Here is a 16035-nt window from a genome sequence, read left to right as displayed (position 1 = left end):
GTAAAGCCCCGTTGCGCGTCGTGGGGCCCTAGGTTCACTCGGACACCGGGGGGCAACGGCGCCTCCCGGCCGACCGGAGGACACCATCGTGCGATCACGTACCGCCGCCGCTACCGCGGCCGCCGCGACCGCTGCCCTGGCGATCACCACCCTCGCCAGCAGCCCGGCCCAGGCAGTCAACCCGAACAACAGCAAGAAGATGACGCAGGCCGTCACCGTGGACAACGTCCACGAGCACCTCGAGCAGCTCCAGGCCATCGCGGACGCCAACGACGGCAACCGCGGCGCCGGGACGTCCGGCTACGAGGCGAGTGCCCGCTACGTCGAGCAGACCCTGCGGGACGCCGGGTACACGACGGAGCGGCAGAACTTCTCCTTCATCTACGAGGAGGTGCACACCTCGAGCCTGGAGGAGATCTCCCCCGACGCGCGCACCGTCGACGGCGTGCCGATGTCCTACAGCCAGCCGACGCCCGCGGAGGGGGTCACCGCCGAGCTCGCGGCACCGACCACCGCGATCGGCTGCACCGACGGCGACTACGCCGGCGCCGACGTCGTCGACAAGATCGCGCTCGTCAGCCGTGGTGAGTGCTCCTTCGCGCAGAAGGCGGTCGCGGCCAAGGCCGCCGGCGCCGACGCCGTGATCATCTACAACAACACCACAGGCACCCTCAACGGCACGCTCGGCGGTGTCGACCCGGCGGGCGCCCCCGCCACCGGTGTGACGCAGGCGGAGGGCCAGGCGCTCCTGGCCAAGATGGCCAACGGCCCGGTGACGATGAAGATGGTCCTCACCAAGACCCTGGAGGAGCGCCAGACCTTCAACGTCCTCGCCGAGACCCGGACCGGCCGCGACGACAACGTCGTCATGCTCGGCGCGCACCTCGACAGCGTCCACGACGGCCCCGGCATCAACGACAACGGGTCCGGCTCGGCCGGCATCCTCGAGACCGCCGTCCAGCTCGGCAAGGTCAACAAGCTCAACAACAAGGTCCGCTTCGCCTGGTGGGGCGCCGAGGAGCTCGGTCTGCTGGGGTCGGAGCACTACGTCGCCGACCTGCAGGAGAACGACCCGGCCGCGCTCGACGACATCGCGACGTACCTCAACTTCGACATGATCGCCTCGCCCAACCACATCATCGGTGTGTACGACGCGAACGAGTCGACCTACGAGGCCCCGGTCGAGGTGCCGGCCGGCTCGGCGGCGACGGAGCAGGTCTTCACCGACTACTTCGACGCCGACGGCCAGCCGTGGGTGGACACCGAGTTCTCCGGTCGCAGCGACTACTCGGCCTTCATCTCCGCGGGCGTCCCGGCCTCCGGCCTCTTTACCGGCGCCGACGGGACCAAGACCCCGGAGGAGGTCGAGATGTTCGGCGGTGAGGCCGGCGTCATCTACGACCCGAACTACCACACCCCCGCCGACGACATCACCAACGTCAACATGGATGCCCTCGACATCATGAGCGACGCGATCGCCCACGCGACGATCACCCTCGCCCAGTCGACGAAGGACATCAACGGCAAGACCAGCCGCGGCAAGTCCGGCAACCCCGGACCCACCGTCCTGCCGGACGGCGTCGAGGCGGCCTGACCGCACCACCGCCCGCACCACCGCGCCACCGCCGGCCGAAGGGGGGATGTCCCCCCTTCGGCCCGGCGGCGCCCCGGATGGATCCGGCTGCGCCGACGGGGCAGAGTCGAGGGCAACGACCCACACAGGAGGACCCCGTGAGCGAGCACCCGCAGCACCCGAACCCCCCGCAGTACGCCCAGCAGGCGCTCGGCCCGAGCGAGGAGCGCAACCTCGGGATGCTGGCGCACCTCGTGCCGGCGATCCTGCTCCCGCTGAGCGCCGGCACCCTGGGCTTCGTCGGCTCGCTCGTCATCTACCTGATCTACAAGGACCGCGGGCCCTTCGTGCGCCAGCACGCCGCCAACAGCCTCAACGTGCAGATCATCACCGCGATCCTGCTCATCGTCTCGAGCGTGCTCATGCTCGTGCTCGTCGGCTTCCTCACCTACCCGCTCGTCATCGTCGCCGCGACCGTCATCCACGTCGTGGGCGCGATCAAGGCCAACAACGGCGAGTGGTGGACCCCGCCGCTCACGCCCCAGCTCGTCAGGTGAGCGGTCCGGGGACGACGGGGGTCGTCGTCGCCGGTCACGGGGTCGCCTCCGGCCGGGCGAGCGACTCCCCCTTCGCGGCCGGCACGATCGAGCTCCAGGCCCCGCACCTCGCGGCACGAGGGCTGGATCTCACCCCCTTCGTCATGGCGACCGTCAACGTCGACCTCGCCCCGCTGCGGCTCGTGCTCGAGGAGCCGCGGTGGACCTTCGCGGACGTGCGGTGGACCGACGTGCACCCGGCGGAGACCTTCTCCTTCGTCGAGTGCGCGGTGACGCGCCGGGGCGAGCGGGTCGAGGGACTCGTCTACCACCCGCACCCGGAGACCAAGCCGATGCACCACCAGCCCGCGACCGTCGTCGAGCTGCTCCTGCCGCGGCTGCGCTTGCTGGCGCCCGGCGACGCGCTGCGGCTCGAGGTCGCCGAGGGCCAGGCGCGCTTTGCATAACGCGGCGTTATCCATCTCATAACGTGACCAACTACAGACACCGGGCAGGTCCGCCTTACCATGGGAGGAGACCGGGGGGATCTCCTCGACACGACCGACCTGCATAGGGGCACGACCACCCACCATGAGCAGCACAGCGACGACCCAGGCCAAGGACCGCGTCATCATCCGCTTCGCCGGTGACTCGGGCGACGGGATGCAGCTGACGGGAGACCGGTTCACCGCGGACAGCGCGGCCCTGGGCAACGACCTGTCGACGCTGCCGAACTTCCCGGCCGAGATCCGTGCCCCCCAGGGGACGATCCCGGGGGTCAGCTCCTTCCAGCTGCACTTCGCGAGCTGGGACATCCTCACCCCGGGCGACGCCCCCGACGTGCTGGTCGCCATGAACCCGGCCGCGCTCAAGGCCAACCTCTCCGACGTCCCCCGCGGCGCGACGATCATCGTCAACACCGACGAGTTCTCCACCCGCAACCTCAAGAAGGTCGGCTGGAGCACCAGCCCGCTCGATGACGACACGCTCGAGTCGTGGCACGTGCACGCGCTGCCGCTCACCTCGATCACCGTCGAGGCGCTCGCCGAGTTCAGCTCGCTGACGCGCAAGGAGAAGGAGCGGGCGAAGAACATGTTCGCCCTCGGCCTGCTGTCGTGGATGTACTCCCGCCCGACGCAGGCCACCGAGGACTTCCTCGCGGGCAAGTTCGGCGCCAAGCCGGACATCCTCGCCGCCAACCTCGCCGCCCTGCGTGCCGGCTGGAACTACGGGGAGACGACCGAGGACTTCGCCGTCCCCTTCACCGTCGCCGCCGCCCCGACACCCCCCGGCACCTACCGCAACATCACCGGCAACGCCGCCCTGTCCCTCGGCCTCGTCGCCGGCGCCCACCGCGCGGGCCGCCCGCTCGTGCTCGGCTCCTACCCGATCACCCCGGCGAGCGACATCCTGCACGCGTTGTCGGCGTACAAGCGCCACGGCGTGACGACCGTGCAGGCCGAGGACGAGATCGCCGGCATCGGCATCGCGCTCGGCGCCTCCTTCGGCGGGTCCGTCGGCGTGACGACGACCTCCGGCCCCGGCGTCGCCCTGAAGTCCGAGACGATCGGCCTGGCCGTGAGCCTGGAGCTGCCGCTCGTCATCGTCGACGTGCAGCGCGGCGGTCCGAGCACCGGCCTGCCGACCAAGACCGAGCAGTCCGACCTGCTCCAGGCGATGTTCGGCCGCAACGGCGAGTCGCCGGTGCCGATCATCGCGCCGCAGACCTCCGCCGACTGCTTCGACGCGGCCCTGGAGGCCGTGCGCATCGCGACGGTCTACCGCACGCCGGTCTTCCTCCTGTCCGACGGCTACCTCGCCAACGGCTCCGAGCCCTGGCAGGTCCCCTCCGTCGACTCGCTGCCCTCCTTCCCCGTCGAGCTGGCCACCGAGCCCAACGGCGAGGACGCCAAGGGCAACCCCGTCTTCCACCCCTACGTCCGGGACGAGGAGACCCTCGCCCGCCCGTGGGCGGTGCCGGGCACCCCCGGGCTGGAGCACCGCATCGGTGGCATCGAGAAGGACTCGGTCACGGGCAACATCTCCTACGACCCGGACAACCACGACCTCATGGTCCGCACGCGCGCTGAAAAGGTCGCCAAGGTTGCCGATGGGATCGGCGACCTCGTCGTCGACGACCCGAGCGGCGACGCCAGGGTCCTCGTCCTCGGCTGGGGCTCGACCTACGGCCCCAACCTCGCCGCGGTGCGCCGCCTGCGGGCGGCCGGCCAGTCCGTCGCCCACGCGCACCTGCGCCACCTCAACCCCTTCCCGGCGAACACCGGTGAGGTCCTGCGTGCCTACGACCGCGTCATCGTCCCCGAGATGAACCTCGGGCAGCTGGCGATGCTGCTGCGCGCGAAGTACCTCGTCGACGTCCGCTCCCACACCTCGGTCCGCGGCCTGCCCTTCAAGGTCGCCGACCTGGCCGAGGTCATCGACGCAGCCCTCCAGGAGGTTTCGGCATGAGCATCGATCTCGGCATCCCCACGGTCGCGTCCGGCACCGAGGGTGTCCCCACGCTGCCCGACGGCGAGAAGCAGACCCGCAAGGACTTCGCCTCCGACCAGGAGGTCCGCTGGTGCCCCGGTTGCGGTGACTACGCGATCCTCGCGGCGGTCCAGGGCTTCCTGCCCGAGCTCGGCCTGCGCAGGGAGAACATCACCTTCGTCTCGGGCATCGGCTGCTCCTCACGCTTCCCGTACTACCTCGACACCTACGGCATGCACTCGATCCACGGCCGCGCGCCGGCGATCGCGACCGGGCTGGCGACGAGCCGCCCGGACCTGTCGGTGTGGGTCGTCACGGGTGACGGCGACGCCCTGTCCATCGGCGGCAACCACCTGATCCACGCGATGCGGCGCAACGTCAACATGACGATCCTGCTCTTCAACAACCGCATCTACGGCCTGACCAAGGGGCAGTACTCCCCGACGTCGCAGCCCGGCCTGGTCACCAAGTCCTCGCCGATGGGCAGCGTCGACGCCCCCTTCAACCCGATCTCGCTCGCGCTGGGCGCCGAGGGCACCTTCGTCGCGCGGACCATGGACTCCGACCGGAAGCACCTCACCGAGGTGCTCAAGGCGGCTGCCGCGCACCGTGGGACCTCGATCGTCGAGATCTACCAGAACTGCCCGATCTTCAACGACGGCGCCTTCGAGCTCATCAAGGACGTCGAGCAGCAGAAGGCCCGTCTGGTCCACCTGCGCGACGGTGAGCCGGTGGCCATCGGCGAGGACGGCGAGCGCGAGCTGCTCGTGCGCGGCGAGGGCGGCTCGGTGCGCTTCGTCGCCGAGGCCGAGGTCACGGAGCAGGGCCTCGCCGACCACGTGGTCGTCCACGACGTCACGCTGACCGACCCCAGCCAGGCCTTCTCGATCAGCCGCCTGGACTCCGAGTCGATGACCCACGTGCCGATGGGCATCTTCCGCGCGGTCTCCCGACCGACCTACGACGACCAGACCCGCGCCCAGGTCGAGTCCGCGGTCGAGCTCGCCGGTGGCCCCGCCACCGACGACGACCTGCAGGCCCTGCTCGACGGCAAGGACACCTGGACCGTCGAGGACTGACCCGGCACTCCCCCTTCGACCCCGGTACGGCGAGCGGGCCCTCTGCATTCCCCTAGGGCAATGCAGAGGGCCCGCTCGTCGCTCCTCCGGGGGTCATGGGTCGAGGTCGACGACGGCGAAGGGGACGGACCTCCCCTTCGTCACCCGGTCCCGGGTCTCGGCGGTGCTCGCCCCGCCACGTGACCCGCGGGTCACCGAGCGGGGACCAGCGTTCGACTGCCCGTCACCTGCTCGTCATGTCGATGCCGCCCGGCGGGTCCCCGGCCTCCCTAGGTTGCGGAGGTCCGCGCACCACCCCTGCCCGCGAGGCGGTCAGGGCCCCAGGAGGAGAGAGCACCATGACCCCACCCCGCAACGACCGCACGATGCTGCCGCTCACCGGCGGGCACCGCGACGGCGGCCGCTCGGCCGCCACGTGCACCTGGAAGTGCGGGGACGCCTGCAGCCAGCCGGTCCCCAACTCCACGGACAACGCGTACTTCGGCGACGTCGTCGCCGCGTCGCGCCGCTCCGTGCTCAAGGCCGGCGGCGCCACCGCGGCCGTCGTGGGCCTGACGACCGTCGCCGCGACCTCGTTCGCCCGGCCCGCCGCTGCCGCCGCCGCCCCGACCGGCAAGAAGGCGCCCTTCGGCTTCGAGCCGATCGACGCGGTCCCCGCGGGTGTCGACGAGGTCGTCGTCCCGGAGGGCTTCCAGTGGGCCCCGATCATCGCGTGGGGTGACCCCATCCTCAAGGGCGCCCCGGCCTTCGACTTCGACCACCAGACCGCCGCCGCCCAGGCCGGCCAGATGGGCTACAACTGCGACTACGTCGGGGTCCTGCGCCACGGCAGCGCCAACCGGGCCGTCCTCGTCGTCAACAACGAGTACACCAACAACGAGCTGATGTTCGCCGGCTACACCAGCGCCGACGCACTCACCGACGACCAGGTCGGCATCACCCTCAACGCCCACGGCATGACGGTCGTCGAGATCACCCGCAAGAACCCCAACAGCAAGTGGACGTACACCCAGGGCGCTCCGCTCAACCGCCGCATCACGGCCCAGACGCCGTTCACCTTCGCCGGCCCCGTCCGCGGCCACGACCTCGTCAAGACCTCGGCCGACCCCGCCGGCACGACCCCGCTGGGGACCTTCGGCAACTGCGCCGGCGGCACCACGCCGTGGGGCACCGTCCTGTCGGGCGAGGAGAACTTCAACTTCTACTTCACCCAGCCGGCCGCCCCGAGCGACGACCGCGCCGGTCGGGCCGCCGCCCGCTACGGCCTCGCCAGCGGCAACCGGGCCCAGCACGACTGGGACCGGCTCGACCCGCGCTTCGACCTCACCCGCGAGCCCAACGAGGCCAACCGCCACGGCTGGATCGTCGAGGTCGACCCCTTCGACGCATCGAGCACCCCGCGCAAGCTGACCGCGCTGGGCCGCTTCAAGCACGAGGGCGCCAATGTCACCGTCGCGGGTGACGGCCGCGTCGTCGTGTACATGGGCGACGACGAGCGCTTCGACTACATGTACAAGTTCGTCTCCTCGAGGACCTACGTCGACGGCGATGCTGCGGGCAACCACACCCTCCTGGACGAGGGTGACCTCTACGTCGCCAAGTTCAACGGCGACGGCTCGGCCGACGGGATCCACGACGGCGACGGGCAGTGGCTGCCGCTCGTCGTCGACGGCAGGTCCGCCGTCGACGGGTTCACCCTCGAGGAGGTCCTCGTCCACACCCGCCTGGCAGCCGACGCGGTCAGCCCGACCAAGATGGACCGCCCCGAGGACGTCGAGGTCAACCCCGTCAACGGCCGCGTCTACGCCGCACTGACCAACAACTCCAAGCGCGCCCCCGCGCAGGTCGACGAGGTGAACCCCCGCGCCAACAACAAGCACGGCCAGGTCCTCGAGATCACGCCCCGGGGCGGTGACCACACCGCGGCCGGCTTCGACTGGAAGCTCGTCCTCGTCTGCGGCGACCCGAGTGACCCGCAGACGTACTTCAACGGTTACGACAAGTCCGAGGTCAGCTCGATCTCGTGCCCGGACAACGTGGCCTTCGACGGCGAGGGCAACCTGTGGATCGCGACCGACGGCAACGCCCTCGGCAGCTGCGACGGCATGTACCTCATGCCGCTCGAGGGCGAGCACAAGGGGCACCTGCAGCAGTTCCTCTCCGTCCCCGCCTTCTCCGAGTGCTGCGGCCCGCTCATCGAGTGGGACGAGCGGGTCGTCTTCGCCGCGGTCCAGCACCCGGGTGAGGACGACGGCGCCTCGACGACCAACGTCAAGAGCACCTTCCCCTACCGGGGCAACACCCAGCCGCGCCCCGCGGTCATCATGATCTGGCCGCTGAGCCCCTCCGCCGGCAAGGGCAAGGGCAAGGCCGTCCGGGCCACGAAGGCCTGATCCGACGCACCACCGGGTGGGTCGTCCGCGACTGTCGCGGGCGGCCCACCGTGCATGACAAGGTGAACCACATGACCCTCCCGCACCGCCCGGGGCGCAGCGCGGCAGCCGCCGCCCTCACGCTCGCGCTCGCCGCCTGCGGCGGCGCCGGTGAGGGCACGGCGAGGCTCGGGACCTCCCCTTCGTCCGGGGGCAGCTCGTCCGCGACCGTCGCGCCCGACCCGAGGGTGCGGGTGACGCAGGGCGAGGACGCCCCGCAGTCGGCCGCCGAGGCACGTGCGGGCACCCGGGCCGCGGACGCCGGGACCGCCGCGACCTCCCTGAGCATCCCCGCGGTCGGCCTCTCCACGCGGATCGAGCCCCAGGGCCTGCGCGGCGGCAAGGTCAACCCCTCCCCCGGCGAGGTCATCTGGTTCACCGGGTACGACCGCGTCCAGCCCGGCGCGAAGGGCACGACGGTCATCGCCGGTCACGTGATCTCCTCGGGCCGGCCCGACGCCTTCGCCGCCCTCGAGCAGCTGGCGAAGGGCGACGGCGTCGTCCTCGGCTACCCCGGCGGCGCGCGGCTGCGCTTCGAGGTCACGTCCACGAGGATCGTCGACAAGGAGGCGCTGACGACGAGCGAGGACGTGTGGGGCACGAACCCCGACACCCGGCGCATCGTCCTGATCACCTGCGACGACCAGCTGGGCTTCCGCGAGGACGGGCACCGCAGGGCCAACTTCGTCGCGGTCGCCGAGATCCCCGCCTGACCGCACGCCGGGCCGGGGGTAGCCTCGCCGGGTGACCCCTCAACGCGACGCCCGCGGCGTCCTCGCGGCGTGGCTCGCCTATGGCATCTGGGGCGCCTTCCCGCTGTACTTCCACGCCCTGCTGCCCGCCGGTGCCAGCGAGATCCTCGCCCATCGGATCCTGTGGACCTTCGTGCTGTGCCTCGTCGTCCTGGTGCTGCGGCACGAGCTCGTCGCGCTCGCGCGGCAGCTGCGGGGACGCCTCGCCCTGGGCGTCGGGATCGCCGCCTACCTCATCGGCATCAACTGGTTCGTCTACGTCTACGCGGTCGGCATCGGCCGCACCAACGAGGCGGCGCTCGGCTACTTCCTCAACCCGATCGTCACCGTCGGTCTCGGCGTGCTCGTGCTGCGCGAGCACCTGCGCCCGCTCCAGTGGGTCGCGGTCGGCATCGGCGCGGTGGCCGCGCTCTACCTCACCCTCGCCGGTGGTGGCCTGCCGTGGATCTCGCTCGCGCTGGCGCTCTCCTTCGGCGGCTACGGCCTGACCAAGAAGCGCCTGGGCGCCACCCTGCCGGCGCTGCACTCGCTCTCCGCCGAGACGATCTTCCTGCTGCCTCCGGCCGTCGGGCTCGTGTGGTGGCTGACGGCGACCGGCGGGGGGACCTTCACCGTCGACGCGCCCTGGCACCCGCTGCTGCTCGTCTCGGCCGGGATCGTCACGGCGGTCCCGCTCCTGCTCTTCGCCGAGGCCGCCCGGCGCATCCCGCTCGTGACGATCGGCCTGATCCAGTTCATCACCCCGGTGCTGCAGCTCATCACGAGCGTCACCGTGCTCGACGAGCACCTCGCCCCGGAGCGTTGGGTCGGCTTCGCGATCGTCTGGGTCGCGCTCGCCTGCCTGACGGTCGACTCGCTGCGCACCGCGCACCGACGGCGTCGCCCGGCGCCGGACGAGTGCGAGTCCCTGGAGCCCGTCGAGCCGCTCTGACCCCGCATTCCCCTAGGGCAATGCATGGGCCAGGTGCGCATTCCCCTAGGGCAATGCAGGGTCGGGCGAGGGCGAAGGGGGTGGACCGCGCCTAACCGACGCGGTGGACGACGCCCTCCATGAGCGCGATGAGCGCAGCCTTGGCATCGGAGTCGGGCAGCGGGGCGAGGGACTCGACGGCCTGCCGGCCGACGGCGAGGGTCTCCTCGCGGGCGTCGGCCATCGCCCGGTGCGGCCGCAGGAGCTCCAGGGCGCGCTCGAGCCGCTCGGGCTCGCGCAGGTCGGAGGTCAGCAGCTCGCGCAGCTCGGCGTCGGCCGGGTCCTCGGAGGCGAGGGCGTTGAGGACCGGCAGGGTCCGCTTGCCCTCGCGCAGGTCCGTCCCGGGCGTCTTGCCGGTCTCCCCCGACTCGCTCGAGATGTCGATGAGGTCGTCGGCGAGCTGGAAGGCCATGCCGAGCCGCTCCCCGTACTCGGTGACCAGCTCGACGACCTCGGGCGTGCAGCCGCTGTACATCGCGCCGTAGCGCGCGGCGGTGGCCACGAGGACGCCGGTCTTGTCCGCCAGGACTCCCCGGTAGTACTCCCGGGCGTCCTGCCCCGGCGGGCAGGGACGGTCGTCGCGGATCTGCCCGGAGCACAGCCGGATGAAGGTCCGCGCTTGGATCCTCACTGCGTCGGCGCCCAGGTCGGCGATGATGTCCGAGGCGGTGCCGAAGAGCAGGTCGCCGACGAGGATCGCGGTCGAGTTGTCGTACAGCGCGTTGGCGCTCGGCGCCCCGCGTCGCAGGTCCGCCTCGTCCATGACGTCGTCGTGGTACAGGCTCGCGAGGTGGGTCAGCTCCACCCCCGCCGCGGCGGCGACGACCCGGTCGTTGATGCCCTCGCCGAGCTCCGCGACGAGCATCGTGAGCATCGGCCGGAAGCGCTTGCCGCCCGCCCGCGCCAGGTGGAGGTTGGCCTCGGTGATGAAGTCGTCCTCGTTGCGGGTGCGCTCGACGATCAGGGCCTCCACCTGCTCCAGCCCAACACCCAGACGTGCGGTCAGGTCGTCACTGGCCCCGGGCAGGGCGAGGACAGGCGGGGTCGGGCTGCTCACGGAGGTCACCTCGGGATGAAGACGCTGGACTGCTCGGCCAGCTCGAGGAGCGGCCCGGGGAAGATCCCGAGCACGATCGTAACGACCACCCCGACGCCGATGACCACGAGGGACAACGTGGCGGGCGCGGCGGCGGTCACGTCACCGCTCGGCTCCGTGAAGAACATCAGGACGATGAGCCGGATGTAGACGAAGGCAGTGATCGCCGACATGAGCACCGCGATCACCACGAGCACGACCCCGGCCAGGCCACCGTGCTCGATCGCCGGGAGGAAGGCCGCGACCTTGGCGGTGAAGCCGGAGGTCAGCGGGATCCCGGCGAAGGCGAGCATGAAGAGGGCGAAGGCCCCGGCGAGGTAGGGGTGGTTGCGGCCCAGCCCGGCCCACTGCGACAGGTGCGTGGCCTCGGCCTCGCGCTCCCGGACGAGGTTGACGACGGCGAAGGCCGCGATCGTCGTGATGCCGTAGGTGACGACGTAGAAGAGCACACCCTCGACGGCCGAGCGGTCGAAGCTGATCAGCGCGACGATGATGAACCCCGCGTGCGCGATCGAGCTGTAGGCCAGCAGCCGCTTGATGTCGGTCTGGGTCACCGACAGCACCGAGCCGACGACCATGGTCAGGGCGGCGATGACGATGACGCCCGTGCGCCACTCCCAGCGGGTGGTCTCCAGGGCGACGTACACCAGGCGGAGCAGCGCGCCGAAGGCAGCCGCCTTGGTGCACGCGGCCATGAAGCCCGTGACCGGGGTCGGAGCCCCCTGGTAGACGTCCGGGGTCCACGAGTGGAAGGGCACGGCGCCGACCTTGAAGAGCAGCCCGACGAGCACCATGACGACACCCGGGAGCAGCAGCCCCTCGAACTCGCCGGTCGAGGTGGTCGCGGCCTGCGCGATCGCCGCGAGGTCGATCGAGCCCGCGTAGCCGTAGAGGAGGGCCGCGCCGAAGAGGAAGAAGCCCGAGGAGAAGGCTCCGAGCAGGAAGTACTTGAGCGCCGCCTCCTGGGAGAGCAGCCGACGGCGACGGGCCAGGCCCGACATGAGGTACAGGGGAAGGGAGAGCAGCTCCAGGGCGACGAACATCGTCAGCAGGTCGTTGGACGCCGGGAAGAGGAGCATGCCGGCCAGCGCGAACAGCGCGAGCGGGAAGACCTCGGTCGTCGACCACCCCTTGCGGGCGGCCTGCGCCTCGAGGCTCGACCCCGGGCTGGCCGCACCCATGGGCGTGAAGGCATCGGCGGTGTCGCCGCCGAGCCGGTCGGCCATGACGAGCAGGCCCAGCAGGCCGAGGACGAGCAGGGTGCCCTGCATGAAGCGGGTCGGCCCGTCGACGGCGACGGTCCCGCCGACGGTGACGCCCATCTCGTCACCGGTCATGAGGAGCAGCGCCGCGAACGACAGCAGGATCGTCAGCACCGCCACCCCGACCTGCGTCAGGTGGCGCACGGACCGCGGCGCGAAGGCCTCGACGAGCACCCCGACGAAACCCCCGACGAGGAGGATGATCATCGGCGAGAGGGCCCAGTAGCTGATCTCGACGGCCTCGAAGGCCGTGGGGACGGACAGGGTCATCAGTGGTCACTCCCGGAGGTCGAGCCGTCGGTGGGGCCGGCCGGAACGGACGGGACCGTGTCGGTGATGCCGACGATCTGGAGGGTGCGCTCGACCGCCGGGTCGAGGGTGTCCAGGACGGGCTTGGGGAAGAACCCGAGCACGACGAGTGCCACGACGAGCGGGGCGACGACGGCCTTCTCCCGCCAGTCGAGGTCGCGCACGGCGACGGCGAGCCGACCCGGGGGCCGGCCCTCGTCGAGGTCGGCCCGGACGTACGGCAGGTCGGCGGCCGGGGACCCGACGGTCGTGGACCCGGTGGTCCGCTGCGCCACGGCCCCGACGGGCTCCGGCTGGAGCTCGGGCTCGCCCACGACGGGAGGTGGGCCGGTGAAGATCCGCTTGTACATGAGCAGGATGTAGAGGGCTGCGAGCACCACGCCCCAGACGGCGAAGGCGGTGGCGACCGGGTAGCGCGGCCACGACCCGGCGATGACGAGGAACTCCGAGACGAAGGTCGACAGGCCGGGCAGCGACAGCGTCGCGAGCCCCGCGACGAGGAAGGAACCGGCGAGCACCGGGGTGACCCGCTGCCAGCCGCCGTAGTCCTCGATGCGCTGGCTGCCGCGCCGGGCGATCAGCATGCCGGCGAGGAGGAAGAGGCCAGCCGTCGCGAAGCCGTGGTTGACCATGTAGAAGTTGGCCCCGACCTGGGAGACGGACGTGAAGGCGAAGATGCCCAGGACGATGAAGCCGAAGTGGCTGACCGACGTGAAGGCGATGAGGCGCATCATGTCCGCCTGGCCGATGGCCAGGATCGCGCCGTAGAGGATCGAGAAGACGGCGAGCGTCACCACGACCGGGGTCGCCCACTGGCTGGCCTCCGGGAAGAGCTGGAGGCAGAAGCGGATCATCCCGTAGGTGCCGACCTTGTCGAGCACGCCGACGAGCAGCGTCGCGACGGCGGGCTTCGAGGCGGCCGCGGCGTCCGGCAGCCAGGTGTGGACCGGCCACATCGGGGCCTTGACCGCGAAGGCGATGAAGAAGGCGACGAAGAGCCAGCGCTCGGTGGCGCCGCCGATGCCCAGGCCGGTGAGGCTCTCGACCAGGAAGCCGTCGGGACCCCCGGGCCCCTGGATGTAGAGCGCGATGACACCGACGAGCATGATCAGCCCGCCCGCGAGGGAGAAGAGGAGGAACTTCATCGCGGCGGCCTGGCGGTGCGCGCCCCCGTACATCCCGATGAGGAAGTACACCGGGACGAGCATGGCCTCGAAGAAGACGTAGAAGAGGAAGACGTCGGTCGCCGAGAAGACGCCGATCATGAAGGGCAGCAGCGACAGCAGCAGCGCGAAGTACCCCTTGTGCCGGGCGCCTCCCTCGGGCACGTCGTCCCACGCGGCCAGGATGCACACGGGCACGAGCACGAGCGCCATGAGGATGAGCGCGAGCGAGATGCCGTCGACGCCCAGCGCGTAGCTGACGCCGAACTGCGGGATCCACTCGTGCTGCTCGACCATCTGGAACTGCGCGGTGCTCCCGCGCGTGAAGCTCGTCGCGGCAGCGACGATGCCCAGCAGGAGGGTGAGCAGCGATGTCCCGAGGGCGATCGGGCGAGCCAGCGCCGCGCTGCTCGCAGGGAGCACGGCCACGACAGCGGCGCCGGTGAGCGGCACCACCATGAGCAGGCTGAGCCAGGGCAGGTCGTTCATCAGTTCATCACCCACATGGCAGCGAGGAAGACGACGACGCCGGAGAGCATCGTCAGGGCGTAGGAGCGGGCATAGCCGTTCTGCGAGCGGCGCAACCACGCGGAGCTGCGCTGGACCGACCGGGAGAGCCCGCCGACACCGGCCCCGTCGACGCCGTCGGCGTCCACGGAGACCAGGCCGCGGGTCAGGCCGATGCCGGGCCACTGCAGGAGCACCTCGTTCGCCTCGTCCTGGTAGAGGTCACGACGGGCTGCGCGCGTGAGGGCGCTGCCCTCGGGAGCGACCTGCGGGACCTCACCTCGGCTGTAGACCAGCCAGGCCCACACGGCGCCGACGGCGACGACGAGCAGCGTGCCCGCCATGATGACCGGGACCGGCAGGACGGGCTCGTGGTGCTCCACGTGGCCGAGGACCGGCTCGAGCCAGGTCGAGATCGGGGCGACGGTCGCGAGGACCAGACCGAGGAAGGCCGAGCCGACGGCGAGGACCATCATCGGGATGGTCATGGTCAGCGGCGACTCGTGCGGGTGGACGTCATCGGTCCAGCGGCGCTTGCCGTGGAAGGTCATGAAGAACAGCCGCGACATGTAGAAGGCGGTGATGCCGGCGCCGACGAGGGCGGTGAGACCGAAGACCCACGGGCGCCAGCCCTCGCCGACGAAGGCGGCCTCGATGATCTTGTCCTTGCTCCAGAAGCCGGCGAAGGGGGGCACCCCGAGGATCGCGAGCCAGCCCAGGCCGAAGGTCACCCAGGTGATCTTCATCAGCCTCGAGAGGCCACCGAAGCGACGCATGTCGACCTGGTCGTCCATCCCGTGCATGACCGAGCCGGCACCGAGGAACATCCCGGCCTTGAAGAAGCCGTGGGTCACGAGGTGGAAGATCGCGAAGGCGTAGCCGACCGGGCCGAGCCCGGCCGCGAGCATCATGTAGCCGATCTGGCTCATCGTCGAGGCGGCCAGCGCCTTCTTCATGTCGTCCTTGGCGCAACCGACGATCGCCCCGTAGACGAGGGTGATCGCGCCGACGACGACGACCGCGAGCTGCGCGTTCGGGGCCGCGTCGAAGATGTGGTGGCTGCGCACGACGAGGTAGACGCCGGCGGTGACCATCGTCGCGGCGTGGATGAGCGCCGAGACCGGGGTCGGTCCGGCCATGGCGTCCCCGAGCCAGGACTGCAGGGGGAACTGCGCGGACTTGCCGCAGGCGCCGAGCAGGAGCAGCAGGCCGATCGCCGTGAGCGTGCCCTCGCCCGCGGCGCCGACGGCGCCGTCGACGGCCGCGTAGTCCACGGTGCCGAAGGTCGCGAACATGATCGACATCGCGAGGATCAGCCCGACGTCACCGATGCGGTTGGCGACGAAGGCCTTGTTGGCGGCGGTCGCGTAGGCCGGGTTGTGGTTCCAGAACCCGATGAGCAGCCACGAGGCCAGGCCGACGCCCTCCCAGCCGACGAAGAGCAGCAGGTAGGAGTCGGCGAGGACGAGCAGGAGCATCGACGCCACGAAGAGGTTCAGGTAGGCGAAGAAGCGCCGCTTGTCCGGGTCGTGCTCCATGTACCCGAGCGAGTACACGTGGATGAGCGAGCCGACGAAGGTGACGAGCAGGACGAAGGCCATCGACAGCGGGTCGACGAGCAGCCCGGCCGTGACGTCGATCGAGCCGGCGGGCACCCAGTCGTACAGCTCGACCCTGGAGGCCCGCTCCCCCGCGTCCGAGGCGAGCATCGACACGAAGATCGCGGCACCGACGAGGAAGGAGCCCCACGACAGGGCAGTCGCGAGCAGCGGGCCGAAGGAGTCGGTGAGCCGGCCGCCGACGAGCAGCAGCACGGCGCCGAGCAGCGGCAGGGCGACGAGGAGCCAGGCGAGTTCGGTGATCAAG

Annotated in this window: 12 protein-coding genes; 8 read left to right on the top strand and 4 right to left on the bottom strand. The window is 70.9% G+C overall.

Going from position 1 to position 16035, the window contains the following annotated elements:
- The first annotated feature begins 88 nt into the window (after positions 1-88).
- From ABC138_RS05860 to rarD, 8 genes are all read left to right on the top strand, one after another.
- The gene (locus ABC138_RS05860; RefSeq protein ID WP_345913015.1) at positions 89-1594 is read left to right on the top strand and encodes a M28 family metallopeptidase; all 1506 of its coding nucleotides are present in this window, start codon (positions 89-91) and stop codon (positions 1592-1594) included.
- 137 nt (positions 1595-1731) lie between these two features.
- Positions 1732-2130, top strand: a complete 399-nt coding sequence (locus ABC138_RS05855; RefSeq protein ID WP_068326242.1) for a DUF4870 domain-containing protein — start codon at positions 1732-1734, stop codon at positions 2128-2130.
- Complete coding sequence (locus ABC138_RS05850) at positions 2127-2576, top strand: hypothetical protein (RefSeq protein WP_068326245.1); 450 nt, start codon at positions 2127-2129, stop codon at positions 2574-2576. The genes ABC138_RS05855 and ABC138_RS05850 overlap by 4 nt, the downstream gene beginning before the upstream one ends.
- A gap of 124 nt (positions 2577-2700) precedes the next feature.
- Positions 2701-4578 (top strand): 2-oxoacid:acceptor oxidoreductase subunit alpha, encoded by a 1878-nt coding sequence (locus tag ABC138_RS05845; RefSeq protein ID WP_345913013.1) that lies wholly within the window; start codon positions 2701-2703, stop codon positions 4576-4578.
- The gene (locus tag ABC138_RS05840) at positions 4575-5678 is read left to right on the top strand and encodes a 2-oxoacid:ferredoxin oxidoreductase subunit beta (protein WP_345913012.1); all 1104 of its coding nucleotides are present in this window, start codon (positions 4575-4577) and stop codon (positions 5676-5678) included. The genes ABC138_RS05845 and ABC138_RS05840 overlap by 4 nt, the downstream gene beginning before the upstream one ends.
- A gap of 338 nt (positions 5679-6016) precedes the next feature.
- A complete protein-coding gene (locus ABC138_RS05835; protein WP_345913011.1) occupies positions 6017-8071 on the top strand; it encodes a PhoX family phosphatase in 2055 nt (684 codons plus the stop codon).
- A 71-nt stretch (positions 8072-8142) separates the two neighbouring features.
- Positions 8143-8823 carry a class F sortase gene (locus ABC138_RS05830; protein WP_345913010.1) on the top strand — a complete coding sequence of 227 codons (681 nt, stop codon included), beginning with the start codon at positions 8143-8145 and terminating at the stop codon, positions 8821-8823.
- A gap of 31 nt (positions 8824-8854) precedes the next feature.
- Entirely contained in the window at positions 8855-9793 is a 939-nt protein-coding gene (rarD, locus tag ABC138_RS05825) for an EamA family transporter RarD (RefSeq protein WP_345913009.1), read from the top strand.
- Positions 9794-9884: 91 nt separating this feature from the next.
- Here rarD and ABC138_RS05820 read toward each other — a convergent pair whose 3' ends face one another.
- The 4 genes from ABC138_RS05820 to nuoL are packed head-to-tail and all read right to left on the bottom strand — an operon-like array spanning position 9885 to position 16034.
- Positions 9885-10889: a polyprenyl synthetase family protein gene (locus tag ABC138_RS05820; RefSeq protein WP_068329087.1), complete on the bottom strand. Its 1005-nt coding sequence runs from the start codon at positions 10887-10889 to the stop codon at positions 9885-9887.
- A gap of 5 nt (positions 10890-10894) precedes the next feature.
- Positions 10895-12460 (bottom strand): NADH-quinone oxidoreductase subunit NuoN, encoded by a 1566-nt coding sequence (gene nuoN / locus ABC138_RS05815; protein ID WP_068425616.1) that lies wholly within the window; start codon positions 12458-12460, stop codon positions 10895-10897.
- Positions 12460-14151: an NADH-quinone oxidoreductase subunit M gene (locus tag ABC138_RS05810; protein WP_068326280.1), complete on the bottom strand. Its 1692-nt coding sequence runs from the start codon at positions 14149-14151 to the stop codon at positions 12460-12462. The genes nuoN and ABC138_RS05810 overlap by 1 nt, the downstream gene beginning before the upstream one ends.
- A complete protein-coding gene (gene nuoL, locus ABC138_RS05805; RefSeq protein ID WP_345913008.1) occupies positions 14151-16034 on the bottom strand; it encodes an NADH-quinone oxidoreductase subunit L in 1884 nt (627 codons plus the stop codon). Before nuoL ends, ABC138_RS05810 begins: the two co-directional genes overlap by 1 nt.
- Position 16035 lies beyond the last annotated feature (1 nt).

It is taken from the genome of Janibacter sp. LM (assembly GCF_039631275.1).
Taxonomy (GTDB): Bacteria; Actinomycetota; Actinomycetes; order Actinomycetales; family Dermatophilaceae; genus Janibacter; species Janibacter terrae.
This window is presented reverse-complemented; position numbering and strand designations above follow the sequence as displayed.

Coding starts and splice junctions, on each gene's coding strand:
- ABC138_RS05840 (WP_345913012.1), top strand. CDS start 4,575: ATGAGCATCGATCTCGGCATCCCCACGGTCGCGTCCGGCACCGAGGGT.
- ABC138_RS05810 (WP_068326280.1), bottom strand. CDS start 14,151: ATGAACGACCTGCCCTGGCTCAGCCTGCTCATGGTGGTGCCGCTCACC.
- ABC138_RS05830 (WP_345913010.1), top strand. CDS start 8,143: ATGACCCTCCCGCACCGCCCGGGGCGCAGCGCGGCAGCCGCCGCCCTC.
- nuoN (WP_068425616.1), bottom strand. CDS start 12,460: ATGACCCTGTCCGTCCCCACGGCCTTCGAGGCCGTCGAGATCAGCTAC.
- ABC138_RS05835 (WP_345913011.1), top strand. CDS start 6,017: ATGACCCCACCCCGCAACGACCGCACGATGCTGCCGCTCACCGGCGGG.
- ABC138_RS05845 (WP_345913013.1), top strand. CDS start 2,701: ATGAGCAGCACAGCGACGACCCAGGCCAAGGACCGCGTCATCATCCGC.